Origin of the sequence: Oceanospirillum multiglobuliferum, assembly GCF_900167095.1 — a bacterium.
Lineage (GTDB): Bacteria > Pseudomonadota > Gammaproteobacteria > Pseudomonadales > Halomonadaceae > Oceanospirillum > Oceanospirillum multiglobuliferum.
In genome coordinates, this window is record NZ_FUXG01000018.1 from 14985 (window position 1) to 41485 (window position 26501).

A 26501-nucleotide genomic window follows, 5' to 3' on the forward strand; every position below is an offset into this window, starting at 1 on the left:
GGGAGGTATGTCGTGGCACGTAAGACCCAAATTGATCGCTACCGTAATATTGGCATTTGCGCGCACGTTGATGCGGGCAAAACAACGACTACAGAGCGAGTTTTGTTTTACACGGGTCTTTCTCATAAGATCGGTGAAGTGCACGACGGCGCAGCTACAATGGATTGGATGGAACAGGAGCAAGAGCGGGGGATTACTATTACCTCTGCGGCAACAACTTGCTTCTGGTCCGGCATGGATAAACAGTTTGAGCAGCATCGGGTTAACATTATCGATACCCCTGGGCACGTAGACTTTACTATTGAAGTTGAGCGCTCTTTGCGAGTATTAGATGGTGCGGTGGTTGTTTTCTGTGGATCTTCTGGGGTAGAGCCTCAGTCTGAAACAGTTTGGCGGCAAGCTAACAAATACGAAGTGCCTCGCATTGTATTTGTAAATAAGATGGATCGTGCTGGTGCAGACTTTCTGCGCGTAGTCGAACAGATTAAGAAGCGCTTGAATGCGACGCCAGTGCCAATACAGTTAAATATCGGTTCGGAAGAAGCTTTTGAAGGCGTGATCGATTTGATCCGCATGAAAAGTATTTACTGGAATGAAACTGATCAAGGTATGACCTACGAGTTGCGCGAAATTCCAGCTGAGTTGCAAGACTTGGCAGAGGAATATCGCGAGAAGATGGTTGAAGCTGCGGCTGAAGCCTCTGATGAGCTGATGGATAAGTACCTTGAAGGCGAAGCGCTGACTGTTGAAGAAATCAAGTTTGGCCTGCGCAAGCGAACGTTGAATAACGAAATCGTTCCTGCTCTTTGTGGTTCGGCATTTAAAAACAAAGGTGTTCAAGCGATGCTTGACGCTGTAGTTGAATACTTGCCAGCACCAACAGAAGTTAAGGCGATTGAGGGCACGCTTGAAGGCAGTGATCAAATTGAAACACGAGAGGCGGATGATGATGCTCCGTTTTCAGCGCTAGCGTTTAAAATAGCGACTGATCCTTTTGTGGGTTCGCTGACCTTCATTCGTGTTTACTCGGGTGTTCTGAGTTCTGGTGATGGCGTGCTAAACGCTGTTAAGGGCAAAAAAGAGCGTGTTGGGCGCATGGTTCAAATGCATGCCAACGACCGAGATGAAATTAAAGAAGTGCGTGCGGGTGATATCGCGGCCATTATTGGCCTGAAAGATGTCACTACAGGGGATACGTTGTGTGATATCAACAAAAGTATCATCCTTGAGCGTATGGACTTCCCGGAGCCTGTAATCTCCGTAGCTGTTGAGCCGAGATCGAAAGCTGACCAGGATAAAATGGGTATCGCACTGAGCAAATTGGCTCAGGAAGATCCGTCTTTCCGGGTTAAGACTGACGAAGAAACCGGCCAGACTGTAATTTCCGGTATGGGTGAGTTACACCTTGATATTATCGTTGACCGCATGCGTCGCGAGTTCAAGGTTGAAGCCTCGATCGGTAAGCCTCAGGTTGCGTATCGTGAAACTATTCGCTCATCCGTTGAGCAAGAAGGTAAATTCGTACGTCAGTCTGGTGGTCGTGGTCAGTTTGGCCATGTCTGGGTTCGCATAGAGCCGCTAACAGACAAAGGCGAAGACGGTGATAAAGTCTATGAATTCAGCAATGAAATCGTAGGTGGTGTGGTGCCTAAGGAATACATTCCTGCAGTTGACAAAGGTTGTTACGAGCAGCTGCAAAATGGTGTTCTGGCCGGTTACCCAATGATCGACGTTAAGGTGACATTGTTTGATGGCTCGTACCACGATGTGGATTCCAATGAAATGGCGTTCAAGATCGCAGGTTCTATGGCTGTTAGACAGGGTTGTCTCAATGCGAATCCAGTACTTCTTGAGCCTATAATGAAGGTTGAGGTGGTAACGCCTGAAGATTACATGGGTGACGTAATGGGCGACCTGAACCGTCGTCGTGGTTTGGTTCAAGGTATGGATGATACTACATCAGGTAAAGTAGTCCGTGCCCTGGTACCGCTAGGTGAAATGTTCGGTTATGCAACCGATCTACGCTCTGCAACTCAAGGTCGTGCAAGCTATAGCATGGAGTTTGAGAAATATGCAGAAGCACCTTCAAGCATTGTTGAAGCTGTTATTAATCGTAAATAACCGCTAAATATGAAAAGAGGTTTTAGCTGTGTCTAAAGAAAAATTTGAACGTAATAAACCACACGTAAACGTTGGTACTATCGGCCACGTTGACCACGGTAAAACAACTCTAACTGCTGCTCTGACTCGCGTATGTGCTGAAGTTTTCGGCGGTAAAGCAGTTGCATTCGACGGTATCGACAACGCTCCAGAAGAGCGTGAGCGTGGTATCACTATTTCAACGTCTCACGTTGAATATGATTCAAATATTCGTCACTACGCACACGTTGACTGCCCAGGCCACGCTGATTATGTAAAAAACATGATCACTGGTGCTGCACAGATGGACGGCGCGATTCTGGTTTGTGGCGCGACTGACGGCCCTATGCCTCAGACTCGTGAGCACATCCTGCTGTCTCGTCAGGTTGGTGTACCGTACATCGTTGTATTCCTGAACAAAGCTGACTTGCTGGCTGAAGATTGCGGCGGCGTAGGTTCTGAAGAATACGCAGAGATGATCGAACTGGTTGAGATGGAACTGCGTGACCTGCTGTCTACTTATGACTTCCCAGGTGACGATACTCCAATCATCGCAGGTTCTGCGTTGATGGCTCTGAACGGCGAAGATGCTGATGAGCTAGGTACAACTGCTGTTAAGAAGCTGGTTGAAGCTCTAGATACTTACATTCCTGAGCCTGAGCGTGCGATCGACGGTGCATTCTTGATGCCAATCGAAGACGTATTCTCTATCTCTGGCCGTGGTACTGTAGTAACTGGTCGTGTAGAGCGTGGTATTGTTAACACTGGTTCTGAAGTAGAAATCGTTGGTATCGTTGATACTGTTAAGACGACTTGTACTGGTGTTGAAATGTTCCGTAAACTGCTTGACGAAGGTCGTGCAGGTGAGAACATTGGTGCACTATTGCGTGGTACTAAGCGTGATGATGTACAGCGTGGTCAAGTTTTGGCTAAGCCAGGTTCGATCAAGCCACACACTGTATTCCAATCAGAAGTTTACGTACTGTCAAAAGAAGAGGGTGGTCGTCACACTCCTTTCTTCAAAGGCTATCGTCCACAGTTCTTCTTCCGTACTACTGACGTAACTGGTTCTTGCGAGCTACCAGAAGGCGTAGAAATGGTTATGCCTGGCGACAACGTTCAGATGACTGTTACTTTGATCGCTCCTGTTGCGATGGAAGAAGGTCTACGTTTCGCGATTCGTGAAGGTGGTCGTACTGTAGGTGCTGGTGTTGTAGCTAAGATTGTTGAGTAATCTCAACTGATCTAAATAAGGGATCTTCGTTTTTTGCGAAGATCCCTTTTTGTCATTGCTTGACATCTAATCTCCCTCCTCTTACAATGCGCTTCCTTTTTATCAAGGGTGAGCGAATTACGCTCGTATCCAATTGGGGTTTTTGGAATGCAAAATCAGAAAATTCGTATTCGTCTGAAAGCATTCGATCATCGTCTGATCGATCAGTCTGCGCAGGAAATTGTTGATACTGCAAAGCGTACTGGTGCTCAGGTGCATGGTCCAATCCCGCTGCCAACCCGTAAAGAGCGTTTCACTGTGTTGATCTCTCCGCACGTGAACAAAGATGCTCGTGATCAGTACGAAATTCGTACTCACAAGCGTGTTCTCGATATTGTAGAGCCAACTGAAAAAACAGTTGATGCGCTGATGAAACTGGATCTGGCTGCTGGTGTTGATGTGCAGATCAGTCTTGGCTAATTAGCCATAAAGAAATTAGGCGCTCGTCGAGAGACGACACACAATTTATCAGTGGAATGCAATGAAAAGTGCAGCCATAGCGGGTGACAGCCCCGTACACTAAGGAGTCGAAATATGACTATCGGTCTTGTCGGTAAGAAAAGCGGTATGACTCGCATTTTCACCGAAGATGGTGTTTCTGTACCTGTAACAGTTATCGAGGTTTCTCCAAACCGCGTAACTCAGGTGCGTTCACTTGAAAAAGACGGCTATGCAGCGATCCAGGTTACTTCTGGTGAGCGTAAAGCAAAGCATTTGACCAAAGCTGAAGCAGGTCACTTCGCAAAAGCGGGTGTTGCTGCTGGTAAAGGTCTTGTTGAGTTCCGTCTGGCGGAAGGTGAAGAATCACTGGAAGTTGGTGCAGAGCTGAACGTATCCCTCTTTAAAGCTGGTCAGAAAATTGACGTGACCGGCACATCTAAGGGTAAGGGCTTCCAAGGTGCTGTTAAGCGCTGGAATTTCCGTACTCAAGATGCAACTCACGGTAACTCTCTATCTCACCGTGCTCCAGGTTCTATCGGTCAGTGTCAGACTCCAGGTCGCGTTTTCAAAGGTAAGAAAATGGCAGGCCACATGGGTGCTGAGCGTTCAACTGTACAAGGTTTGGAAGTTGTACGTGTTGATGCTGAACGCAACTTGTTGCTGGTTAAAGGCGGCATTCCAGGTGCTCCAGGCAGCCAGGTTATTGTCCGTCCAGCTGTTAAAGCTCGCGGCTAAGGGGTAAAGAGAATGAATCTGAATCTTGCAGGCGGAGTTGATGCAGTAGAAGTATCAGACGCAACATTTGGTAAAGAGTATAACGAAGCTCTGGTACACCAAGTTGTTACTGCATACCTTGCAGCAGCCCGTCAAGGCACTCGTGCACAGAAAACTCGCTCAGAAGTGAGCGGCGGTGGCGCTAAACCATGGCGTCAAAAAGGTACTGGTCGCGCTCGTGCGGGTACTATCCGTAGCCCAATCTGGCGTACAGGTGGTACTACTTTTGCTGCTAAGCCACAAAACTTTGCGCAAAAAGTTAACAAAAAGATGTATCGTGCAGCAATGCGCAGCATCTTGTCAGAGCTGGCTCGCCAAGATCGCTTGATCGCTGTTGAAGCGTTCACAGTAGACGCGCCTAAAACTAAGGCTCTGGTTGCTAAGCTGAAAGAGATGAACTTATCTAAAGTTTTGATCGTGACAGCTGAAGTTGATACCAACCTGTTCCTTGCAGCACGTAACATTCCATATGTAGAAGTGGTTGATGTTGCAGCAGCGGATCCAGTGAGCTTAGTTGCTTACGATAAAGTGCTGGTAACTGTACCTGCTCTGCGTCAGTTCGAGGAGAAGCTGGGATGAACCAAGAGCGCGTTTTCAAGGTTCTGCTAGGACCTCATATTTCTGAAAAAGCAGCAATCATCGCTGATGAAAGCAATCAGTATGTATTTAAAGTTGCTGCAGATGCGACAAAGCCAGAAATCAAAAAGGCTGTAGAGCAGTTGTTTGAAGTTACCGTTACAGGCGTAAGCACTGTTAACGTTAAAGGTAAAACAAAGCGTACTGCCCGTGGTATTGGTCGTCGCAAAGGTTTCCGCAAGGCTTATGTGTCTATAGCGGAAGGTCAAGAAATCGACTTTGCTGGCGCTGAATAAGCGAGGAGTTGGGATAATGGCAGTTGTTAAATCTAAACCCACATCAGCAGGTCGTCGCCACGTTGTTAAAGTTGTTAACACGGATCTGCATAAGGGTGCACCTTACGCTCCACTGTTAGCGCCAAAGCAAAAGACAGGTGGTCGTAATAATAACGGACGTATTACTACACGTCACATTGGTGGTGGCCATCGCCAGCACTACCGTATGGTTGATTTCCGTCGTAATAAAGATGGTATCCCAGCGGTTGTTGAACGTATTGAATACGATCCAAACCGTACAGCGCATATTGCTCTGCTGAAGTATGCTGACGGTGAGCGTCGTTACATTATTGCACCTAAGGGTGTGAAAGCGGGTGATGCACTACAATCTGGTGTTGGTTCTCCAATTAAGCCAGGTAACTCATTGCCGCTGCGTAACATTCCAGTAGGTAGCGTGATTCACTGTATCGAACTGAAACCAGGCAAAGGTGCTCAAATTGCACGTTCTGCAGGTGCTTCAGTACAGTTGGTAGCACGTGAAGGTGCTTACGCAACAGTACGTCTACGTTCTGGTGAAATGCGTAAAATTCTGTCTGAGTGTCGCGCAACACTAGGCGAAGTAGGTAACTCTGAACACAGCCTGCGTCAGTTAGGTAAAGCTGGTGCTAAGCGCTGGAGAGGTGTTCGTCCTACTGTTCGTGGTGTTGCAATGAACCCTGTTGACCACCCACATGGTGGTGGTGAAGGTCGTAGCTCTGGTGGTCGTCACCCAGTGACTCCATGGGGCGTGCCGACTAAAGGTTACAAGACACGTAAGAACAAGCGCACTGACAAACTGATTGTTCGTCGTCGCGGTTCTAAGTAACAGTTTTTAAGAGGATACAGCTGTGCCACGTTCACTGAAAAAAGGTCCATTTGTTGACCTGCATCTGTTGAAGAAGGTTGAAGCTGCACTGGGTCAAAACGAGCGTCGTCCAATCAAAACTTGGTCTCGCCGTTCTATGATCCTGCCAGAAATGGTAGGTATGACCATTGCAGTTCATAACGGTCGCCAGCATGTGCCTGTACTGATCTCTGAAGAGATGGTAGGACACAAGCTGGGTGAATTTGCTGCTACTCGTACCTATCGTGGTCACGTAGCAGACAAGAAAGCCAAGCGCTAAGCCGAGGGGAATAAGAGATGGAAGTAGCCGCTAAATTACGGGGTGCTCGCTTATCCGCACAGAAGGCTCGTTTGGTTGCTGACCAGGTTCGCGGAATGCCAGTTGCTAAAGCACTGAATCTGCTAACCTTCAGCCCGAAAAAGGCTGCGGTTCTGATCAAGAAAGTTCTTGAGTCAGCTATTGCCAATGCCGAGCACAATGAAGGTGCGGATATCGATGAGTTGCGCGTGTCAACCATCTTCGTAGATGAAGGTATGACCATGAAGCGTATCAGACCACGTGCCAAAGGCCGTGCTGATCGCATTCTTAAGCGCACTTGCCATATCACGGTTAAGGTAGCAGATTAGTAGGAGACGACCAGATGGGTCAGAAAGTACATCCAACTGGCATTCGACTGGGTATTGTCAAAGATCATACTTCGGTATGGTATGCGGACAGTAAGTCTTACGCTGACAACCTGAATAGCGATCTTAAAGTACGTTCTTTCTTGGAAGAGCGTCTGAAGCAAGCTTCGGTAAGCCGTATTCAGATTGAGCGTCCAGCTCAGAATGCTCGTATCACCATTCACACAGCCCGTCCAGGCATCGTGATTGGTAAAAAAGGTGAAGATGTAGAAAAACTGCGCAACGAAATCACTAAAATGATGGGCGTTCCAGTACACATCAACATCGAAGAAATTCGCAAGCCAGAGTTAGACGGTAAATTGGTAGCAGAAAGTGTTGCTAGCCAGTTAGAGCGTCGTGTTATGTTCCGTCGTGCGATGAAGCGCGCGGTACAAAACGCAATGCGTCTAGGTGCTAAAGGCATCAAGATCCAAGTGTCTGGACGTCTGGGCGGTGCTGAGATTGCACGTACTGAATGGTATCGCGAAGGCCGTGTGCCTCTGCATACGCTGCGTGCTGACATTGACTACGCGACTGCTGAAGCTCACACCACTTATGGTGTAATCGGTGTAAAAGTTTGGATTTTCAAAGGTGAAATTCTAGGCGGCATCGAAGAGGTTCGTGCAAAGCAGAATGCGCCTCAGAAAAAAGGCAAGTAGGAGATAGACAATGTTACAGCCAAAGCGTACCAAATTCCGCAAGATGATGAAGGGCCGCAACCGTGGCCTAGCTCGTGGAAATAAAGTGAGCTTCGGTGAGTTCGGTCTGAAAGCAACAGGTCGCGGCCGTATTACCGCACGCCAAATCGAGGCGGCACGTCGTACGATGACTCGTCACGTAAAACGTGGTGGTAAAATCTGGATCCGCATCTTCCCTGATAAGCCGATCACTGGTAAGCCTTTAGAAGTGCGTCAAGGTAAAGGTAAAGGTAACGTTGAATACTGGGTATGCCAGATTCAACCAGGCCGCGTCCTTTATGAGATGGAAGGGGTGTCTGAACAGCTAGCTCGTGAAGCTTTTGGTCTAGCTGCTGCGAAGTTACCTGTGTCAACCACCTTTGTTAAGCGGACGGTGATGTAATGAATACAGCAGAACTGCGTGATAAGTCTGTTGAAGAGCTTAACGAACAGCTGAATAGCTTGCTTCGTGAACAGTTCAACCTGCGTATGCAAAAAGGGACTGGTCAATTGACTCAGACTCACCTGCTACAACAGGTTCGTCGTAACATCGCTCGTGTTAAGACTTTGCTGAACGAGAAAGCAGGTAACTAAGATGGCTGAGACAGAAAAGAACGCCCGTACACTTACCGGTAAAGTGGTAAGTAATAAGATGGACAAGTCCATCACAGTACTGGTTGAGCGTCGTGTACCACACCCCATCTATGGTAAGTATGTCCGCCGTTCAACCAAGCTACATGCACATGACGCTGACAATTCAGCGAATCACGGCGATGTAGTGACTATCCAAGAGTGCCGTCCTTTATCTAAGACGAAAACTTGGACTTTGGTGAGCATCGATGAGCGTGCAGTAGAGGTTTAATCCTCGGCACAAATCGAAGTTTTGTTAAGCGTATTTGGTTTGGAGAAGAACCGATGATTCAAACGCAAACCATGCTTGATGTTGCCGACAACAGCGGCGCTCGTCGTGTGATGTGTATTAAAGTGTTGGGAGGCTCCCACCGCCGTTATGCACGTGTTGGTGACATCATCAAAGTTACTGTGAAGGAAGCAATTCCTCGCGGTAAGGTTAAAAAAGGTCAAGTCCTGAAGGCTGTAGTAGTTCGCACCAGTCATGGTATTCGTCGTCCAGACGGTTCTGTGATCCGTTTTGATGGCAACGCAGCAGTTATGCTGAATGCCAACGACGCTCCAATCGGAACCCGTATCTTCGGCCCGGTTACGCGTGAACTACGTGGCGAAAAGTTCATGAAGATTATTTCCTTGGCGCCAGAAGTGCTGTAGGGAGCGAGAGACCGGCTATGCGTAAGATTAAACGTGAAGACGAGGTAATCGTCATTGCGGGTAAGGACAAAGGCAAAACAGGTAAAATTAAGCGTGTGCTTAAAGATGACCGTATTGTCATTGCTGGTGTGAACATGATCAAACGTCACACCAAACCAAACCCGATGTTAGGCAGTCAAGGTGGTATTGTTGAGCGCGAAGCGCCAATTCATGCATCGAACGTTGCCATATATAACAAAGAAACCAATAAAGCTGATCGCGTTGGTTTCAAGGTCTTGGAAGATGGTTCCAAGGTTCGGATTTACAAGTCGACCCAGAAAGAGATCGACGCCTAAGCGAGTCAGGTTACATCATGGCGAGACTGAAAGAGTTATATAAGTCAGAAGTTGTAGCCAAGTTGCAGGAGCAGTTTGGTTACAAAAATGTGATGGAGATCCCTCGCATCACTAAAGTGACTCTTAATATGGGTATTGGCGATGCAACCAGCGATAAAAAGCTGATTGACAACGCAGTTGCAGATCTTGAAAAACTGAGCGGCCAAAAAGTGGTCGTGACTTTAGCTCGCAAGTCAGTTGCAGGCTTTAAAGTTCGCGAAGGCTGGCCAATCGGTTGTAAAGTGACATTGCGCGCCGACCGTATGTGGGAGTTCCTAGATCGTCTGGTAGACATCTCTATTCCGCGTGTTCGTGACTTCCGTGGTCTGAACCCGAAGTCTTTTGATGGTCGTGGCAATTACAGCATGGGTGTACGTGAGCAAATTATCTTCCCGGAAATCGAATACGATAAGATTGATCGTATCCGCGGTTTAGATATCACAGTTACTACCACTGCTAAGACCAACGAGGAAGGTTTAGCACTGCTAAGTGCTTTACAGTTCCCGTTCAAGAAATAAGGGTAGGATCATGGCAAAAGTTAGTATGGTTCAGCGTGAGCTGAAGCGGGCAAAGCTGGTTGAGAAATTCGCACAAAAGCGTGCTGAGTTGAAAGCGTTGATTGCGAGCCCTGCAACTTCTGAAGAAGCACGTTGGGAAGCCCAACAGCAACTTCAAGCGTTGCCGCGTGATTCTAGCGCGTCACGTCAGCGTAACCGCTGCCGTGTGACTGGTCGTCCGCATGGTTTCTACAGCAAATTCGGCTTGAGCCGTATCAAGCTGCGTGAAGCTGCCATGCGTGGTGATGTTCCAGGCTTGCGTAAAGCAAGCTGGTAACCGCGTACAAATAGGAGCGCGAGCCAAATGAGCATGCAAGATACACTAGCGGATATGTTCACCCGTATTCGCAACGCACAGATGGTTGCTAAGGAGTCTGTCTCCATGCCTTCATCAAAAATGAAGGTAGAGTTAGCCCGCGTGCTGAAGGAAGAAGGTTACATTGCAGAATATTCTGTTGATAGTGACACTAAGCCTTCATTAACAATTGTTCTTAAGTACTTCGAAGGCAAGCCAGTAATCGAAAAGATTGAGCGTGTCAGTAAGCCGAGTTTACGTCAGTATAAGGGCGTTGAATCTCTGCCGAAGATCGAAGGTGGTTTGGGTGTTGCGATCGTTTCTACCTCTAAAGGTGTGATGACTGATCGTGCAGCACGCCAAGCCGGTGTTGGTGGCGAAGTCATCTGCACCGTATTCTAGGAGATCGAAATGTCCAGGGTAGCAAAAAGTCCTGTTGAACTACCAAATGGCGTAGAGTTTTCGATCAATGGCCGTGTTGTGTCTGTTAAAGGCAAAACTGGCTCATTGAATCTAGAGCTTCACCCAGATGTGCAAGTTGAGCAAAACGATAACGTGCTGACCTTTGCCCGGGCTAATGAGAAAGCGTCATGGGCACAGGTAGGTACTGCTCGTGCCTTGATCAACAACATGGTAACCGGTGCAAGCGTAGGCTTCACCAAGACACTGAATATTCTTGGTGTTGGTTACCGTGCTCAGGCTAACGGCAGCGTAATTAACCTGTCTCTCGGCTTCTCACATCCGGTAGAATACAAACTACCAGAAGGTGTTACTGCTGAAGTTCCAAGCAACACTGTTATCGTACTGAAAAGTGCCGACAAACAGCTGCTTGGTCAGGTTGCTGCAGAGATTCGTGCTTATCGTCCACCTGAGCCTTATAAGGGCAAGGGAGTCCGTTATGCGGACGAGCAAGTACGTCGCAAAGAAGCTAAGAAGAAGTAAGGCAGGGTTATGAACGCTAAGAAAGAGTCTCGTTTACGTCGCGCGCGTCGTGCACGTGCCAAAATGCGTGAGCTTGGCGTCCATCGCCTGTGTGTGAACCGCACTCCGCGTCACATTTATGCTCAGATCATCACTCCAGACGGCAGCCAGATTCTGGCTGCAGCATCAACAGTTGATGCAACGTTACGTGATGGCGCAACTGGTAACGTAGAAGCAGCTGGCAAAGTAGGCAAGTTAATTGCTGAACGCGCTTTGGCTGCTGGTGTTTCCAAGGTCGCATTCGACCGTTCTGGCTACAAGTATCATGGCCGTGTTAAAGCACTGGCTGACGCTGCTCGTGAAGGCGGTCTGGAATTCTAAAGGTATAAAGCGATGTCGAATATTGAACAGAAAGGCGGTGAACTGCAGGAGAAGCTGGTTCAGGTCAACCGCGTCGCTAAGGTAGTTAAAGGTGGCCGTATTTTCGGTTTCACAGCTTTAACTGTTGTAGGCGATGGCAATGGCCGTGTCGGTTTTGGTCGCGGCAAAGCTCGTGAAGTTCCAGTTGCTATTCAAAAAGCAATGGAACAGGCACGCCGTAATATGGTGCAAGTTCAGTTAGATGGCAGCACGCTGCAATATCCTGTAAAAGCCCGTCATGGTGCTTCTAAGGTTTATATGCAGCCTGCATCAGAAGGTACCGGTATTATTGCCGGTGGCGCGATGCGTGCTGTTCTAGAGCTTGCTGGTGTACATAACGTTCTAGCTAAGTGCTATGGCTCTACCAACCCTGTGAACGTTGTTCGCGCGACCGTTAAAGGTCTTGCAAACATGAACGCTCCAGAAGGTATCGCAGCTAAGCGCGGCAAGACTGTTGAGGAAATTCTGGGGTAAGCACATGGCAAAAATCAAGGTAACTCTTACCCGTAGTACGATCGGCACACTACCTAAGCACAAACTTTGTGTTAAAGGTCTAGGTCTGCGTCGCATCGGCCACACAGTTGAGCTAGAAGATACACCCGCAGTACGCGGTATGATCAACAAGGTTAACTACCTTGTTAGTGTAGAGGGAGAGTAATCATGCATCTGAATACTCTAAGCCCAGCTCCGGGCGCTAAGCACGCTAAAAAGCGTCTTGGTCGCGGTATCGGTAGCGGTTTGGGTAAGACTGGTGGCCGTGGTCACAAAGGTCAAAAATCCCGTTCTGGCGGTACAGTTAAACCAGGTTTCGAAGGCGGTCAAATGCCTTTGCAGCGTCGTCTGCCGAAATTTGGTTTCACTTCTCGTCAAGCTGCATTCACTGCGGAAGTTCGTTTGAATGAACTGGCTAATGTGAAGGCTGAAGTTGTTGATATCGCTGCGCTTAAGCAAGCTGACATCATCAAAGACAACGTTCAACGTGTACGTGTTATTTTGTCTGGTGAAATCGATCAGGCAATCACTGTTAGCGGCCTAGAGCTGACTAAAGGTGCACGTGCTGCGATTGAAGCAGCAGGCGGAAAGGTCGAAGAATAATGGCTAAATCAGGATCTATACCAGCAGGTGCACAAAAAGGGTTGGCGGAACTTTGGTCTCGTCTTCGCTTTGTGATAATCGCAATTGTGGTTTACCGCATTGGCGCACACATTCCTGTTCCTGGTATCAATCCTGAGCGGTTAGCTGCTTTGTTTGAGCAAAGCCAGGGCACCATTTTGAGCTTGTTTAACATGTTCTCTGGTGGCGCCTTGGAGCGTATGAGTATCTTGGCTTTAGGTATTATGCCTTATATTTCAGCCTCGATTATCATGCAACTGCTGACGGTCGTTTCCCCTCAACTTGAGCAGCTCAAGAAAGAGGGGGAAGCCGGTCGTCGCAAAATCAATCAATATACCCGTTATGGCACTGTTGTTTTAGCAACTGTGCAATCGATAGGTATGGCAGTTGGCCTTGCTGGGCAGGGCGTCGCGTTTGCGACGGACTTCAGCTTCTATTTTGTGGCTGTAACTACCCTCGTCTCAGGTGCGATTTTCCTGATGTGGCTTGGCGAACAAGTAACAGAACGCGGTATTGGTAATGGTATTTCCATTCTGATTTTTGCAGGTATTGTTGCAGGTTTGCCAGGGGCCATTGGCCAGTCATTTGAACAGGCACGTCAAGGTGATATTAATATCTTGGCATTGCTAGCGATCGGCGTAGTTGCTGTTTTAACTATCGCTTTTGTTGTATTTATGGAACGTGGCCAACGTCGCATTACCGTAAACTATGCAAAACGCCAGCAAGGAAATAAAGTCTTCGCCAAGCAGTCAAGTCACCTGCCTTTGAAAGTGAACATGGCCGGTGTGATTCCGCCCATTTTTGCTTCAAGCATTTTGCTGTTCCCTGCCTCTATTGGTCAGTGGTTCGGTCAAAGTGAAAATATGGCATGGTTGCAGGAAGCTTCTTTAGCACTTGCACCAGGGCAGCCATTGTATATCTTGCTTTTTGCGCTCAGTGTTGTATTCTTCTGCTACTTTTATACAGCTCTGGTATTTAACCCCAAAGATGTCGCGGACAACCTGAAAAAATCAGGTGCGTTCATTCCTGGCATCCGTCCTGGGGAGCACTCGGCACGCTATATCGATGGAGTAATGTCTCGTCTAACTTTGTTCGGCGCGTTATACATTACTGCTGTGTCATTAATGCCACAGTTCCTGGTAGTTGCTTGGAGTGTACCGTTCTATTTCGGTGGTACTTCCCTGTTGATTGTCGTAGTCGTTGTCATGGACTTTATGGCTCAAGTGCAATCGCATTTGATGTCGCATCAATATGAGTCTTTGATGAAAAAATCGAACTTAAAAGGTTATGGTAGCGGCGGTATGCTGCGATAGCCCTTAATTTTTGGAGTTGGTGATGAAAGTTCGCGCATCTGTGAAAAAGATCTGCCGTAACTGCAAGATCATTCGTCGCCGCGGTGCTGTGCGTGTGATTTGCACAGAACCTAAGCACAAACAACGTCAGGGTTAATCCTGACTTGGGTCACGAAGAGCAATACTCCTTGATATTTTTGATATCAAGGAGTATTCTTTTGCGCCCTTCGTGGACAATAAAACTGGAAGAGCAACTGCTCGTATATCGGAGATAGCTGAATGGCCCGTATTGCAGGTGTCAACATTCCCGACAATAAGCATGCGGTGATCTCGCTGACCTATATCTATGGTATTGGTGCTACAACAGCAAAGAACATCCTTGCTGCTGTTGGTATCGCACAAAATACTAAGATCTCAGAACTTTCTGAAGAAGTTCTTGATGAGGTTCGTAACGAGGTAGGCAAATACACTGTTGAAGGTGATCTGCGCCGCGAAATTAGCATGACTATCAAGCGTCTTATGGACCTTGGTTGCTATCGTGGTTTGCGTCATCGTCGTAGTCTGCCTGTCCGTGGTCAGCGCACCAAGACTAACGCGCGCACTCGTAAAGGTCCGCGTAAACCGATTCGCAAGTAATTTTGTGAAGCTTGTAACAGGAAACATACATTATGGCTAACCCAGCACGTAACCGTAAAAAAGTTAAAAAGACTGTGGTGGACGGTGTAGCTCACATCCACGCATCTTTTAACAATACGATTGTTACGATTACTGACCGCCAGGGCAATGCTCTATCTTGGGCAACTGCCGGTGGTTCGGGTTTTCGTGGTTCTCGCAAGAGTACCCCGTTCGCAGCTCAAGTAGCTAGTGAACGTGCTGCAGCCGCAGCAGCCGAATATGGTCTCAAAAACGTTGATGTACTAGTTAAGGGTCCAGGACCAGGCCGTGAGTCTGCTGTTCGTGCACTTAACGCTGCTGGCTTTAAAGTTGGTAGTATTACAGACGTGACACCAATTCCGCACAACGGTTGTCGCCCACCTAAGAAACGTCGCGTGTAAGGAGGCTGATAGATGGCTCGTTATATAGGCCCTAAGTGCAAACTTTCACGTCGTGAAGGTGTTGACTTATTCCTAAAAAGCGGTGTAACCGCTTTCGAAAACAAGTGCAAGTCTGAAACTGCTCCTGGTCAACACGGTCAGCGTCGTGGTCGTCTTTCCGATTACGGTCTGCAGTTGCGTGAAAAGCAGAAAGTTCGTCGTATCTACGGCGTTCTAGAGAAGCAGTTCAGCAACTACTATAAAGCTGCAGCGCGTCAGAAAGGCGCTACTGGTGAAAACCTGCTTCAGCTTTTAGAAGGTCGTTTAGACAACGTAATTTATCGTATGGGTTTCGGATCTACTCGTTCTGAAGCACGTCAGCTTGTTAGCCACAAAGCTATCCAGGTGAACGGCCGTACAGTAAACGTTGCTTCTTTCCAAGTGAAAGCTGGCGATGTTGTTTCAGTTCGTGAGAAAGCTAAAGGTCAACTGCGTATTCAGAATGCGCTTCAGTTGGCATCTCAGCGTGCTGAAGTACAATGGGTAGACGTTGACAGCAAGAAAATGGAAGGTGTGTTCAAGGCTCTGCCTGAGCGTTCTGACCTGTCTGCTGACATCAACGAAAACCTAATTGTTGAGCTGTACTCTAAGTAATCTCTGAGTATTCATCTGGCAGCTAAGTAAAGGTAGTTCTATGCAGCGTTCAGTAACAGAATTTCTTCGTCCGCGTGAAATCAAGGTCGAAGAAGTAAGCGCTACTCGTGCGAAAGTGATCCTCGAACCGTTCGAGCGTGGCTTCGGTCATACTCTAGGTAATGCTTTACGTCGTATTCTTTTGTCTTCTATGCCAGGCTGTGCCGTTGTGGAAGCAGAGATCGAAGGTGTATTGCATGAGTACAGCGCGGTAGAGGGCGTTCAGGAGGATGTTATTGAGATCCTTCTTAACCTGAAAGACATCGCAGTTATTTTACATGGCCGCGATGAAGCTGTACTGACGCTGAATAAGAAAGGTCCTGGTGCGGTGACCGCTGGTGATATCCAGCTGGATCATGATGTTGAAATCGTTAATCCAGAGCACGTAATTGCGCATTTGAATGACGGTGCTGAGCTTAAAATGCAGCTTCGTATTCAACGTGGTCGTGGTTATGAGCCTGCTGATGCCCGCCAATCTGCTGAAGATGAAAGCCGTTCTATCGGTCGTCTTCAGTTAGATGCAACCTTCAGCCCAGTACGTCGTGTATCTTATGTTGTAGAAAGCGCTCGCGTTGAGCAACGTACAGATTTGGACAAGCTGATTATCGATCTTGAGACTGATGGCACTTTAGATCCTGAAGAAGCGATTCGTCGCTCAGCAACAATTCTTCAGGAACAGTTGGCTGCGTTTGTTGATCTTGAGACTGACAAAGAGCAAGAACCAGAGGAAGAAGAAGATCAAATTGATCCAATTCTTCTGCGTCCGGTTGATGATCTGGAACTGACTGTTCGTTCTGCAAACTGTCTGAAAGCCGAGAACATCTACTACATTGGTGACCTGATTCAGCGCACTGAAGTAGAACTACTGAAAACGCCTAACCTTGGTAAAAAGTCTCTGACTGAAATCAAAGATGTTTTGGCGTCACGTGGTTTGTCTCTAGGTATGCGGTTAGAAAATTGGCCGCCAGCAAGTTTGAAGGGTGATGAGAAGGCTTCTGCCTGATTATTCCATCATCACGGTTTGTAAGGAACTGAGAAATGCGTCATCGTAAGAGTGGTCGTAAACTTAATCGTAACAGTTCACACCGCAAGGCCATGTTCAAAAACATGTGCGTGTCCCTTGTTGAGCATGAACTGATTAAAACTACACTGCCTAAAGCTAAAGAGCTTCGTGGTCACATTGAGCCACTGATCACTTTAGCTAAGAACGACTCTGTAGCCAATCGCCGTCTGGCGTTTGACCGCACCCGTTCTGATGCAGCGGTAGGTAAACTGTTCAATGAGCTTGGTCCTCGTTACCAAGGTCGCCCAGGTGGCTATGTTCGCATTCTAAAATGTGGCTTCCGTGCTGGTGACAATGCGCCAATGGCGTTTGTTGAGCTAGTTGATCGTCCAGCTGTAGAAGCTGACGAAGAGTAAGCGATTACTCAATCAAAAAACCGGTCTTTATGACCGGTTTTTTTTCGCCTATGAAACAGTGCCTTTGGTCTGGTTCCCTGCCAGTCACCTTAGCAGGGAACGCTATCTCATGAGTTAAGCTTTCTTTACCAACAAGGGCTGTAAGAAACGGCCTGTGTGCGACTGTGACATTTTGGCGACTTGCTCAGGTGTGCCCTCTGCAATGATCAGGCCGCCACCGCTGCCGCCCTCTGGCCCTAGGTCAATAATCCAATCCGCAGTTTTGATCACGTCTAAATTATGTTCGATCACAACAATGGTGTTGCCATGATCTCTTAAGCGCTGTAAAACCTGCATCAGCTGCTGAATATCTTCGAAATGTAAGCCTGTGGTGGGTTCGTCCAAAATATAAATCGTTTGCCCTGTGTCGCGTTTTGACAGCTCTTTGGCCAGTTTAACCCGCTGTGCTTCACCGCCTGATAATGTGGTGGCACTCTGACCGAGTCGGATATAAGAGAGACCGACCTCCATCAACATCTGTAACTTGCGAGCTAAGGCAGGTACTGCACTGAAGAAGTTCATTGCATCTTCGATGGTCATCTCCAGCACTTCGTGAATATTCTTACCTTTGTAACGTACTTCCAAGGTTTCTCGATTGTAGCGCTTACCTTTACACACATCGCAAGGGACATAAATATCAGGTAGGAAGTGCATCTCAACCTTGATCAAGCCATCCCCTTGACAGGCTTCGCAACGACCGCCTTTGACGTTAAAACTGAAGCGCCCCGGTTTGTAACCCCTAGACCGTGCTTCCTGCGTGCCTGAAAATAACTCGCGAATTGGGGTAAATAAACCAGTATAAGTTGCAGGGTTGGATCTTGGTGTTCGGCCAATTGGGCTTTGATCAATGTCGATTACTTTATCGAATAACTCTAAACCTTCAATGGAGTGATACGGAGCTGGGGTTAAAGTAGTGTTACGGTTTAATTCTCGTGCCAGAATTGGGTATAAGGTACCGTTGATCAGTGTTGATTTGCCCGAACCAGAAACCCCTGTAATACAAGTCATTAAGCCTGCGGCAATGTGTAGATCAGTATTCTGTAAGTTGTTGCCCGTTGCCCCTTTGAGTTTTAGCATTTTTTCAGGGTTGGCCGGAATACGATACTTCGGAATTGCAATACAGCGTGTACCGCTTAGGTACTGGCCTGTGATCGAGTCTTTGTTGGCCATAATTTCAGCAGGTGTGCCTTGCGCAACAATCTGGCCACCGTGTACGCCTGCGCCGGGGCCAATGTCTAATACATAGTCAGCACAACGTATTGCATCTTCGTCATGCTCAACGACGATGACGGTATTACCTAAATCTCGTAGGTGCGTCAGCGTGCTAATCAAGCGTTCGTTGTCACGCTGATGTAAGCCAATGGATGGCTCATCCAAAATATACATCACGCCCACTAAGCCTGCGCCAATCTGGCTTGCTAGTCGGATACGCTGCGCTTCACCGCCAGATAAAGTATCAGCACTGCGTTCTAATGTGAGATAGTTGAGCCCCACGTTGACTAAAAACTGTAGGCGCTGTTGGATCTCGGTGACAATTTTACTGGCGATTTCACCTTTGCGGCCTTCAAGCGTTAGCTGCTGATAGTATTCATAAGCGCTACCAATTGGGAGCCGCGTAATCTCGGGTAAGGTGCGTTCAGCAATGCGTACATGTCGCGCCTCTTCTCGTAGACGTGTGCCGTGGCAGCTTGGGCAAGGTTGTACGCTGAGATATTTACTCAGTTCTTCGCGTACCATCTGAGATTCAGTCTCGCGATAGCGGCGCTCCATATTGGGCACCACCCCTTCAAAGGGGTGCTTGCGAATGACCTTGTCACCGCGATCATTGATATAGATAAACTCTAACTCAATTTTGCCGCTGCCCTGTAATACAGCCTCTTGTGCAGACTTCGGGAGTTCTTGCCAAGGGGTTTCTAACTTAAAGCCGTAATGGCGAGCGACCGCAGAAAGCATGGAAAAATAATATACGCTGCCACGATCCCAACCCCTAATCGCACCTTCAGCTAAGCTGCTGTGTGGATTACTAATCAGCTTCTCTTGATTGAAAAACTGATGCACGCCCAATCCATCACAACGCTGACAAGCTCCAGCGGGATTGTTAAAAGAGAATAGGCGCGGCTCTAATTCTTGAATGGCATAGCCACACTCAGGGCAAGCAAACTTAGAGGATAGATTAATCTCAGGGCGATCTTCATCCATAAAGCTGACGATTGCGATGCCATCGGCTAACTGTAGCGCGGTTTCAAATGATTCAGCTAAGCGTTGTTGCTGGTCTTGTCGCACCTTAATGCGATCCACGACGACATCAATATTATGTTTTTTGTTCTTATCAAGCGTGGGAACCTCATCGAGTTCCCATATCTGATTATCGATTCTGACGCGCACAAAGCCTTGGCCTTTTAATTCGGCCAACAGATTTAAATGCTCACCTTTACGCGCACGCACTACAGGTGCTAACAGCATAATTTTGGTGTCTTCTGGTAGCGCTAGCACCTGATCAACCATTTGACTGATCTCTTGTGCCTCTAGCGGTAAATTGTGCTCTGGGCAAAAAGGTGTACCGGCACGGGCAAACAGAAGTCTTAGGTAATCGTAGATCTCGGTAATAGTTCCAACGGTAGAGCGTGGGTTATGACTGGTGGATTTTTGCTCAATGGAAATCGCAGGTGATAAACCTTCGATGTGATCAATATCTGGCTTTTCCATCATGGATAAGAACTGACGGGCGTAAGTTGAAAGAGATTCAACATAACGGCGTTGTCCTTCGGCGTACAAAGTGTCAAAAGCCAATGAGGATTTACCCGAACCTGATAGCCCTGTAATGACCACCAGCTTGTCACGAGGAATTTCGACATTGATGTTTTTGAGATTGTGGGTGCGTGCCCCGCGTACCACGATCTTATTCATTGCATAGTTCCTTAGCCATTAAACTCTACCGCTGTCATTTTAAGGGCAATCATTATAGAGGCAGAGGGTTTGCACTTATAGGGGTAAACCTAAAACAACCTGTATGTCTGAACAGCAAATAGTTCAGCTTCTTCTCGGCTAAGGTAGTATTACGCCTACTATCCAGAGTAAAATGCTCGGCTCTGTTCATGTGGCGTAGACTGCATAACATCAAGGTTGAATGAGATCATCAAGAGGTTAAAGAGTAGCCATGAGTATTGAGTCGATGACCACTGGCGAACGCCGTGCGGTTTCCGGATTAGCCGGGCTGTACGCGTTAAGAATGCTGGGTTTGTTTATGGTGTTACCCGTATTCTCGATTTATAGTGCCGATTTAGAAGGCGCAACGCCCGCATTAATCGGCATGGCAATTGGTGGTTATGGTTTAACGCAAGCGCTACTACAGATTCCATTTGGCTTTTTGTCTGATAAGTTAGGGCGCAAAGTCGTTATCGTCTCAGGATTACTGCTGTTTGTTCTGGGCAGCATTGTGGCAGCGATGTCTACAACTATCGAAGGTGTCATCATAGGGCGCTGCTTACAAGGCAGTGGGGCTATTGCCAGTAGCATTATGGCATTGCTGTCTGACCTTACCCGTGAACAGATGCGAATGCGCGCAATGGCTGCGGTAGGTATGAGTATTGGTATCTCATTCTCTGTGGCAATGGTGTTGGGGCCAATTGTTTCTCAGCCCTTTGGCTTGTCTGGGCTGTTTTGGTTTACAGCAGTTTTGGCTTCGCTGGGTATCTTAGTCATTTGGAAATGGGTGCCAACGCCAAAACTTTACGCTAGCCATCGTGATACTAATGTGCAAAAAGGCGATATCAAAGCCATTTTAAAGCATCCTGAATTACTGCGTTTGGATCTGGGAATCTTAGTGTTACACCTGATTCTAACCGCAACGTTTGTAGTGATTCCTTTACGTCTACGTGATTTAGGTTTTTTACCTGAAACGCACTGGATGATTTATTTGCCTGTTATGATTGTCGCCTTTATTGCTATGGTGCCCTTTATTCTTGTGGCTGAGAAGAAGCGTAAGATGAAGCCTATTTTTCTCTTTGCTATTAGCTTAATTGCCATTTCACAACTGTTAATGGGCTTGATCTCAGCCAGTGGTAGTGTGATCTTAATCGCGCTACTGTTTCTATTTTTTATGGCCTTTAATTTACTAGAAGCCTCGTTGCCTTCTTTGATCAGCAAATTGTCACCTGCTGGACAAAAAGGCACCGCAATGGGTGTTTATTCAAGCTGTCAGTTTATGGGCGCTTTTTTGGGCGGTCTATTGGGTGGCTATCTTTATGGTGAAAAAGGCATTGATGCCGTTTTATTGGTGTCGGGTGCTTTGGCCTTGTTATGGTTGGCCTTCGCCTTCTCAATGAAAGCGCCAAAGCAGATGACAGGCAAGGTAGTTCCCTTACTGGAGCTGAGCCAAGAATATACCGACGACCTGAGTAAAAAGCTGTTAGCAATTGCTGGGGTTGAAGAAGTTGTGATTGTCGCAGATGAAAAAGCTGCTTATTTGAAGGTTGATAAAGACGCATTTGATGAACAGGCGTTAGCCACGGTTCTAGCCTGATCTCGAGCCCCTATATCAAAAGCCACTATTGGAGAAAATTATGTCTCGTGGAATTAACAAAGTTATTCTGGTAGGTAACGTGGGCCAAGACCCAGAAGTACGCTATCTGCCAAGTGGTGGCGCAGTTGCCAACGTTTCTATTGCCACTAGCGAAAGCTGGATGGACAAGAATACCAACCAGCGCCAAGACAAAACTGAATGGCACCGTGTGGTATTTTTTGGCAAATTGGCTGATATTGTCAGCCAGTATGTTAAAAAAGGCTCAAAGCTTTATGTTGAAGGCAAACTGCAAACACGTAAATGGCAAGATCAAGCGGGCCAAGACAAATATACAACAGAGATTGTAGTTGATGGTTTCACTGGTGTGATGCAGATGTTAGATGGTCGCGGTGAAGGTGGGGCAGGTCAAGGCCAGCAAGGTATGCCTTCTTCATTACCGCCACAGGGTGGTTATGGTCAGCAACCACAATACCAGCAGGCACCACAGCAGCAAGCGCCGCAATATCAGCAGCCTGCCGCTCAGCCTCAGTATCAACAGGTGCCACAGCAAGCCCCACAGTACCAGCAGCCAGATTACAATCAAGCAGCGCCTGCAATGCAGCAGCCTGCGCAAGCTCGTCCTGCGCCACAACAGGCACCACAGAGTAACTTTGGTTCTCCGGCAAGTAATCCAGCGCAAAGTCCAGCTCCAAGCCAAAGCTTTGACGATTTTGACGATGATATTCCATTCTAAATACTGCTTTAACCTTGCTCTGGTTTGATTTCTTCTTCATGCCAGAGCTTGGTAGAAACAAGCTGTTTTAATGATATGGCCCGTCAATTTGCACTCAAACTCAGGAGATAAGGATGCACATTTTTTTCGTAGAGGGTGAATCCCACTTGGCGCGGGCGCTGATTCATTACGCTCAATCCATCCGTGGTATTCGCGTAGAAGTTTATCAAGGTGATCTTGAGAACCTACGTGAGCTAGAGCTGCAACTAACCGCACTAAGTCCTGACTTTGTTGTAAACAGCTATGAGTTCTCTGACTACTTAAAAGCAGAGCAGCGTCAAGACCAAGCTTGGCAGATCAACGCCATATTCCCTGACCATTTGGCGCATATCTGTTTAGAATTGAGTGCAGGTTTATTACATATCTCTTCAGACGAGGTCATCGGTGAAACCCGTGGTATACCTTTTCACGAGAAAGACACTGTTCACCCGATTAATGCCTATGGTGAGAGCAAATGGCAAGGCGAAGAAGCTGTACGCCAATTATTAAAACGCCATATCATTCTGCGCTTAGGCTCACTGTTTAGCGGTGATGAAAACGGTTGGACTCACCAGCTCATCCAAAAAGCAGCCTCTGCACAAGGTTTACAAGAAGCTGCGGATATTACACTGTCGCCGACTGCTACCTCAGATGTCGCAAGGGTTGTAATTGGTATCTTGCAGCAGCTTGATGCGGGAGCAGATTGTTGGGGCACTTTCCAGTATGCGGGAGTCGAAGCGGTCAGCAGAGCAAGCTTTGCTGAACAAGTGATTCAGCTGGCGCAAGATAGAGGCCTGTTGACGGGAATGGAGGCAGTGCGCTCTGTCTCTGCGGCAAGTCTTGGTCTAGCTGGTCTACAGGCACTGCATCGAGAGATGAACTGCCAAAAAATTATGGATCATTTTGGCATTAAACAGCGCAGCTGGCGGCCAGAATTGGTAGCTTGTTTAGAATATCTGGCAGATAGCTTAGAAGCTAAGGCCGCAGCAGAAGAGGAAAACTAATAGATGATCACGGCGATTCGTTCGGTCTTCTTTTATATCGGTTATGTAATGGCATTGCTGCTAGTGTCCTGCATTATTATGCCCTTGTCGTTACCTTTGCCGCAGCCTGCTCGTGCTTGGCTTATTTTGCGTTATAACTGGTTTGTGCTGTTATGGTTACGCATTACCTGCGGTATTCGCTACGAGGTTGAAGGTGTAGAGCACCTACCCAAGCCTGACCAGAATGTTGTGATTTTGAGTAATCACCAGTCTGAATGGGAAACAATCTATCTACAGCTGGTGGCTCAACCAATGAGCACCGTTTTAAAGCAAGAGCTGTTGAAAATCCCATTCTTTGGCTGGGGTTTACGTGTGCTCAAACCTATCGCTGTTGATCGCAGCAAACCTGCGGCGGCAATGAAGCAAGTGTTGAAGCAAGGTAAGGATCGCTTAGAGGAAGGTCTATCTGTACTGGTTTTCCCAGAAGGTACGCGTACAGAGCCAGGCTCAAGAGGAGACCATAAAAAAGGCGGTGCGATGTTGGCCGTCAACGGCAAAAAGATGATTTTGCCAGTGGCACACAATGCGGGTGAGCATTGGACCTCAAGTCCGTTACAGAAGAAGTCAGGCACTATCAAGGTAGTGTTTGGTGAACTGATTGCAACAGAAGGGCGTCACGTGAATGAGGTGCATGCTGAGGTTACGCAATGGCTGGAAACGCAAGTGAACCGCATCTCGGCTTACCCTGTGCCAGAGGTGACAGCAGAGCAACAAACCGTTGAAGCAAAAGCTGATATATCCCAGTAAGTGAAACCAGCCTAAAATACAGAAAGCCTATTTGTGAGATCACAAATAGGCTTTCTTCTGTAAAATGGTTCTACTAGAAACCTAAGTTTTTACAAATAGCGATATTAGGCTCCGCTTGATTCATGGTGTAGAAGTGCAAACTAGGCGCACCACCTGCAATCAGTTGCTCACATAGACGAGTAATCACCTCTTCCCCAAACTGACGAATGCTTGCACTATCATCACCATAAGACTCCAGTTGCTTACGTACCCAACGTGGAATTTCAGCACCACAAGCATCGCTGAAGCGGGCTAAGTTACTGTAGTTAGTGATAGGCATGATGCCTGGAATGATGGGGGCAGTAATCCCCAGCTTTTGACAGCGTTCTACAAAGTAAAAATAAGCATCTGGGTTAAAGAAGTACTGCGTAATTGCACTGTTGGCGCCGGCATCAATTTTTCTCTTGAAATTAAGCAGGTCGGCTTCGAAGTTTGAGGCTTGTGGGTGAGTCTCAGGATAAGCCGCCACTTCAAGGTGAAAATGATCGCCTGTTTCGGCACGAATAAACTCGACTAGCTCATTAGCATAGCGCAGCTCACCGGCAGACCCCATGCCAGAAGGCAAATCACCACGTAGGGCGACAATGCGGTTAATGCCTTTTACGATATAAAAATTCAGTAATTCGCGCAGGCTTTCTTTGCTGCTACCCACGCAGGACAGGTGAGGGGCTGTATTGATGCCCGCCTCACGCATTTCAAGTACAGTTTGAATGGTACGCTCTTGAGTTGAACCGCCTGCACCATAAGTCACAGAGAAGAATGCAGGGTTCATAGCCGCCAGTTGATCGCGCACAACTTTAAGTTTTTCTTGCCCTTGAGGGGTTTTGGGTGGGAAAAATTCAAAACTGAAATCAATAGACTGGCTCATGGCGATATTCCAAAAAAGATGTACTGGTAAAATTCTTATTACTTTTTACAGGCTTTGTTCTGCTTTGGCTAATGAATCTTTTGATGGTTTTTATGAATATATCTCATAATGCCTAGTATAATTTCCTCGAATTCATTCATGCTGAGACAATCATCTTTGTTCAATAGCACTAAGCTGTTTACTTGGACTAGGCAAAATAGCCTTAATCAGGTACAAACAATAGCCTCCGTCTAACTGCATTCATAACCAAAAAGGTAGGGAATATGAGCCAAGCACCTCTGGCAGCACAAGCAACTGATTCAGCGACCTCTATTGAGTTATCTGCGGCTAGCATGGACTGTTTATTGCTCAGTCAAAGCTTGGCTGACTTACCTATTCAGCAGCAGATATTGCAAACGGCTTTCGAGCGAGTGGGGCAGAGTGCAGATTTAGAGCAGGCGCTTAGTCGCTGTCAGAAACTAGGATTAGCGCTGCAAGTTGATCTTGGTTTATGGTCGATTGATCAAAATGTCAGTCGGTATCCAGTGGCGTTAACGTCTGAGCATTTACTACGTATAGCAGAGTTAAAGCAGGCTCTGATTAGCTATCTAATAGACGCGATTGACGGCAAGGTAGATGCGAATCTGACGCTTGATGATATTGAGCATATCCGTTGTTTAAGCGCAGACCCTCAAGATGATCTGCAATGTGATCTTTTAATCTGGCTGGCAGATTTTGATTATCAGGGTGGTCGTTTTGATCTTGCGGCTCAGAACTGGCAATCGGTTTATCTGTTTGTTAAACAACAGCAGGGTGCAGAGCATCCAGACACATTGGCTTGTATGAATAATTTTGCAGAAAGCCTGCAACAGCAAGGGGCATACGTTGAAGCTCAAGAGCTTTACCAAGAGCAACTGAGCCTTTGTCTCTCAGCGTTAGGTGAAGAGGATGACTCAACTTTAACTTGTATGAACAACTTGGCGGCCGTATTGAAGCGATTGCACCAGTTAGATGAGGCCAAAGCCTTAGAGGAGCGGGTTGTAGAATTAAGGTTGCGTCTATTAGGTGCAGAACATCCTGATACTTTAGGCAGTCAAAACAATCTTGCTAGTACCTTAAAGGCGTTGGGCAATATTGCTGAGGCTAGAGCATTACAAGAACAGGTGCTGAGTGTCCGCAGACAAATCTTCCCAGAGAGGCATCCTCATATTACTGAAGCGGCTTGGAACTTATTGCAGACCTTGTTTCAGCAGGGTGAATACCAATCAGACTTGTGCCAAGAGGTATTGTTTGATGACTTGCTTTGGTTATTGGAAGATAAAGCAGTATTGCAACATAACACTGAGTTTCAGATAAAAGAGCTGTTGCAGAAGTTGTTGAATCAGGGCTAGTGCAAAAACTCTAGCCCTG

The 26501-nt window shown here is 47.2% G+C and carries 37 protein-coding genes; 35 read left to right on the forward strand and 2 right to left on the reverse strand.

The features are described 5' to 3' along the window. Window positions 1-12: 12 nt before the first annotated feature. The 30 genes from fusA (at window position 13) to rplQ (ending at window position 17103) form a co-directional block, all read left to right on the forward strand. Window positions 13-2121, forward strand: a complete 2109-nt coding sequence (gene fusA / locus B5D26_RS12090) for an elongation factor G (RefSeq protein ID WP_078745985.1) — start codon at window positions 13-15, stop codon at window positions 2119-2121. A 28-nt stretch (window positions 2122-2149) separates the two neighbouring features. After that, entirely contained in the window at window positions 2150-3373 is a 1224-nt protein-coding gene (gene tuf, locus B5D26_RS12095; protein ID WP_078745986.1) for an elongation factor Tu, read from the forward strand. A gap of 147 nt (window positions 3374-3520) precedes the next feature. Then, window positions 3521-3832: a 30S ribosomal protein S10 gene (gene rpsJ, locus B5D26_RS12100; protein WP_028304199.1), complete on the forward strand. Its 312-nt coding sequence runs from the start codon at window positions 3521-3523 to the stop codon at window positions 3830-3832. 114 nt (window positions 3833-3946) lie between these two features. Next, window positions 3947-4588, forward strand: a complete 642-nt coding sequence (gene rplC / locus B5D26_RS12105; protein WP_078745987.1) for a 50S ribosomal protein L3 — start codon at window positions 3947-3949, stop codon at window positions 4586-4588. 12 nt (window positions 4589-4600) lie between these two features. Next, the gene (gene rplD / locus B5D26_RS12110) at window positions 4601-5206 is read left to right on the forward strand and encodes a 50S ribosomal protein L4 (protein WP_078745988.1); all 606 of its coding nucleotides are present in this window, start codon (window positions 4601-4603) and stop codon (window positions 5204-5206) included. Continuing rightward, on the forward strand, window positions 5203-5499 hold the full coding sequence (gene rplW / locus B5D26_RS12115; RefSeq protein WP_078745989.1) for a 50S ribosomal protein L23: 297 nt from the start codon (window positions 5203-5205) through the stop codon (window positions 5497-5499). Before rplD ends, rplW begins: the two co-directional genes overlap by 4 nt. A 16-nt stretch (window positions 5500-5515) precedes the next feature. Then, window positions 5516-6343 (forward strand): 50S ribosomal protein L2, encoded by an 828-nt coding sequence (rplB, locus tag B5D26_RS12120; RefSeq protein ID WP_078745990.1) that lies wholly within the window; start codon window positions 5516-5518, stop codon window positions 6341-6343. 22 nt (window positions 6344-6365) lie between these two features. Continuing rightward, window positions 6366-6641, forward strand: a complete 276-nt coding sequence (gene rpsS, locus B5D26_RS12125; RefSeq protein WP_078745991.1) for a 30S ribosomal protein S19 — start codon at window positions 6366-6368, stop codon at window positions 6639-6641. A 17-nt stretch (window positions 6642-6658) separates the two neighbouring features. Continuing rightward, window positions 6659-6988 (forward strand): 50S ribosomal protein L22, encoded by a 330-nt coding sequence (rplV, locus tag B5D26_RS12130; protein ID WP_078745992.1) that lies wholly within the window; start codon window positions 6659-6661, stop codon window positions 6986-6988. 14 nt (window positions 6989-7002) lie between these two features. Further along, window positions 7003-7683: a 30S ribosomal protein S3 gene (gene rpsC / locus B5D26_RS12135; RefSeq protein WP_078745993.1), complete on the forward strand. Its 681-nt coding sequence runs from the start codon at window positions 7003-7005 to the stop codon at window positions 7681-7683. A gap of 10 nt (window positions 7684-7693) precedes the next feature. Continuing rightward, entirely contained in the window at window positions 7694-8104 is a 411-nt protein-coding gene (gene rplP, locus B5D26_RS12140; protein ID WP_078745994.1) for a 50S ribosomal protein L16, read from the forward strand. Beyond that, complete coding sequence (rpmC, locus tag B5D26_RS12145; RefSeq protein ID WP_078745995.1) at window positions 8104-8295, forward strand: 50S ribosomal protein L29; 192 nt, start codon at window positions 8104-8106, stop codon at window positions 8293-8295. The genes rplP and rpmC overlap by 1 nt, the downstream gene beginning before the upstream one ends. Before the next feature lies 1 nt (window position 8296). After that, window positions 8297-8563, forward strand: a complete 267-nt coding sequence (gene rpsQ, locus B5D26_RS12150; RefSeq protein ID WP_078745996.1) for a 30S ribosomal protein S17 — start codon at window positions 8297-8299, stop codon at window positions 8561-8563. A 53-nt stretch (window positions 8564-8616) separates the two neighbouring features. Further along, window positions 8617-8985: a 50S ribosomal protein L14 gene (gene rplN / locus B5D26_RS12155; protein ID WP_078745997.1), complete on the forward strand. Its 369-nt coding sequence runs from the start codon at window positions 8617-8619 to the stop codon at window positions 8983-8985. A gap of 17 nt (window positions 8986-9002) precedes the next feature. After that, the gene (rplX, locus tag B5D26_RS12160) at window positions 9003-9320 is read left to right on the forward strand and encodes a 50S ribosomal protein L24 (protein WP_078745998.1); all 318 of its coding nucleotides are present in this window, start codon (window positions 9003-9005) and stop codon (window positions 9318-9320) included. A gap of 17 nt (window positions 9321-9337) precedes the next feature. Continuing rightward, window positions 9338-9877, forward strand: coding sequence for a 50S ribosomal protein L5 (gene rplE, locus B5D26_RS12165; RefSeq protein WP_078745999.1), 540 nt, complete (start codon window positions 9338-9340; stop codon window positions 9875-9877). A 10-nt stretch (window positions 9878-9887) separates the two neighbouring features. Beyond that, window positions 9888-10193 carry a 30S ribosomal protein S14 gene (gene rpsN, locus B5D26_RS12170; protein WP_078746000.1) on the forward strand — a complete coding sequence of 102 codons (306 nt, stop codon included), beginning with the start codon at window positions 9888-9890 and terminating at the stop codon, window positions 10191-10193. A 27-nt stretch (window positions 10194-10220) separates the two neighbouring features. Further along, window positions 10221-10613 carry a 30S ribosomal protein S8 gene (gene rpsH, locus B5D26_RS12175; RefSeq protein WP_078746001.1) on the forward strand — a complete coding sequence of 131 codons (393 nt, stop codon included), beginning with the start codon at window positions 10221-10223 and terminating at the stop codon, window positions 10611-10613. A gap of 9 nt (window positions 10614-10622) precedes the next feature. Then, on the forward strand, window positions 10623-11153 hold the full coding sequence (rplF, locus tag B5D26_RS12180) for a 50S ribosomal protein L6 (RefSeq protein ID WP_078746002.1): 531 nt from the start codon (window positions 10623-10625) through the stop codon (window positions 11151-11153). Between the two features lie 9 nt (window positions 11154-11162). Beyond that, entirely contained in the window at window positions 11163-11513 is a 351-nt protein-coding gene (gene rplR, locus B5D26_RS12185) for a 50S ribosomal protein L18 (RefSeq protein ID WP_078746003.1), read from the forward strand. Window positions 11514-11525: 12 nt separating this feature from the next. Next, window positions 11526-12026 (forward strand): 30S ribosomal protein S5, encoded by a 501-nt coding sequence (rpsE, locus tag B5D26_RS12190; RefSeq protein WP_078746004.1) that lies wholly within the window; start codon window positions 11526-11528, stop codon window positions 12024-12026. A 4-nt stretch (window positions 12027-12030) separates the two neighbouring features. After that, window positions 12031-12210, forward strand: a complete 180-nt coding sequence (gene rpmD / locus B5D26_RS12195; protein ID WP_078746005.1) for a 50S ribosomal protein L30 — start codon at window positions 12031-12033, stop codon at window positions 12208-12210. Between the two features lie 2 nt (window positions 12211-12212). After that, window positions 12213-12647: a 50S ribosomal protein L15 gene (gene rplO, locus B5D26_RS12200; RefSeq protein WP_078746006.1), complete on the forward strand. Its 435-nt coding sequence runs from the start codon at window positions 12213-12215 to the stop codon at window positions 12645-12647. Next, on the forward strand, window positions 12647-13978 hold the full coding sequence (gene secY, locus B5D26_RS12205; RefSeq protein WP_078746007.1) for a preprotein translocase subunit SecY: 1332 nt from the start codon (window positions 12647-12649) through the stop codon (window positions 13976-13978). Before rplO ends, secY begins: the two co-directional genes overlap by 1 nt. Window positions 13979-14000: 22 nt before the next feature. Continuing rightward, the gene (rpmJ, locus tag B5D26_RS12210) at window positions 14001-14114 is read left to right on the forward strand and encodes a 50S ribosomal protein L36 (RefSeq protein WP_028304221.1); all 114 of its coding nucleotides are present in this window, start codon (window positions 14001-14003) and stop codon (window positions 14112-14114) included. Between the two features lie 122 nt (window positions 14115-14236). Continuing rightward, window positions 14237-14593: a 30S ribosomal protein S13 gene (rpsM, locus tag B5D26_RS12215; protein ID WP_078746008.1), complete on the forward strand. Its 357-nt coding sequence runs from the start codon at window positions 14237-14239 to the stop codon at window positions 14591-14593. Between the two features lie 32 nt (window positions 14594-14625). Further along, entirely contained in the window at window positions 14626-15012 is a 387-nt protein-coding gene (gene rpsK, locus B5D26_RS12220) for a 30S ribosomal protein S11 (RefSeq protein WP_078746009.1), read from the forward strand. 12 nt (window positions 15013-15024) lie between these two features. Next, window positions 15025-15645 carry a 30S ribosomal protein S4 gene (rpsD, locus tag B5D26_RS12225; protein ID WP_078746010.1) on the forward strand — a complete coding sequence of 207 codons (621 nt, stop codon included), beginning with the start codon at window positions 15025-15027 and terminating at the stop codon, window positions 15643-15645. 40 nt (window positions 15646-15685) lie between these two features. Further along, the gene (locus tag B5D26_RS12230) at window positions 15686-16687 is read left to right on the forward strand and encodes a DNA-directed RNA polymerase subunit alpha (RefSeq protein WP_078746011.1); all 1002 of its coding nucleotides are present in this window, start codon (window positions 15686-15688) and stop codon (window positions 16685-16687) included. Window positions 16688-16722: 35 nt separating this feature from the next. Next, entirely contained in the window at window positions 16723-17103 is a 381-nt protein-coding gene (gene rplQ / locus B5D26_RS12235; RefSeq protein WP_078746012.1) for a 50S ribosomal protein L17, read from the forward strand. Between the two features lie 114 nt (window positions 17104-17217). On the opposite strand, the gene uvrA is transcribed toward rplQ, so the two are convergent. Further along, window positions 17218-20049: an excinuclease ABC subunit UvrA gene (gene uvrA, locus B5D26_RS12240; protein ID WP_078746013.1), complete on the reverse strand. Its 2832-nt coding sequence runs from the start codon at window positions 20047-20049 to the stop codon at window positions 17218-17220. 250 nt (window positions 20050-20299) lie between these two features. Between uvrA and B5D26_RS12245 the strand changes: the two genes are divergently transcribed. The 4 genes from B5D26_RS12245 (at window position 20300) to B5D26_RS12260 (ending at window position 24205) form a co-directional block, all read left to right on the forward strand. Further along, window positions 20300-21664, forward strand: coding sequence for an MFS transporter (locus B5D26_RS12245; protein ID WP_139776670.1), 1365 nt, complete (start codon window positions 20300-20302; stop codon window positions 21662-21664). 40 nt (window positions 21665-21704) lie between these two features. Then, on the forward strand, window positions 21705-22397 hold the full coding sequence (gene ssb, locus B5D26_RS12250) for a single-stranded DNA-binding protein (protein ID WP_234985290.1): 693 nt from the start codon (window positions 21705-21707) through the stop codon (window positions 22395-22397). Between the two features lie 113 nt (window positions 22398-22510). Then, window positions 22511-23419 (forward strand): SDR family oxidoreductase, encoded by a 909-nt coding sequence (locus B5D26_RS12255; RefSeq protein WP_078746014.1) that lies wholly within the window; start codon window positions 22511-22513, stop codon window positions 23417-23419. 3 nt (window positions 23420-23422) lie between these two features. Then, window positions 23423-24205, forward strand: coding sequence for a lysophospholipid acyltransferase family protein (locus B5D26_RS12260; RefSeq protein ID WP_078746015.1), 783 nt, complete (start codon window positions 23423-23425; stop codon window positions 24203-24205). Window positions 24206-24278: 73 nt separating this feature from the next. Here B5D26_RS12260 and metF read toward each other — a convergent pair whose 3' ends face one another. After that, window positions 24279-25112 (reverse strand): methylenetetrahydrofolate reductase [NAD(P)H], encoded by an 834-nt coding sequence (gene metF, locus B5D26_RS12265; RefSeq protein ID WP_078746016.1) that lies wholly within the window; start codon window positions 25110-25112, stop codon window positions 24279-24281. A gap of 263 nt (window positions 25113-25375) precedes the next feature. On the opposite strand from metF, the gene B5D26_RS12270 reads away from it, so the two are divergent. Then, window positions 25376-26482 (forward strand): tetratricopeptide repeat protein, encoded by a 1107-nt coding sequence (locus B5D26_RS12270; protein ID WP_078746017.1) that lies wholly within the window; start codon window positions 25376-25378, stop codon window positions 26480-26482. Window positions 26483-26501 lie beyond the last annotated feature (19 nt).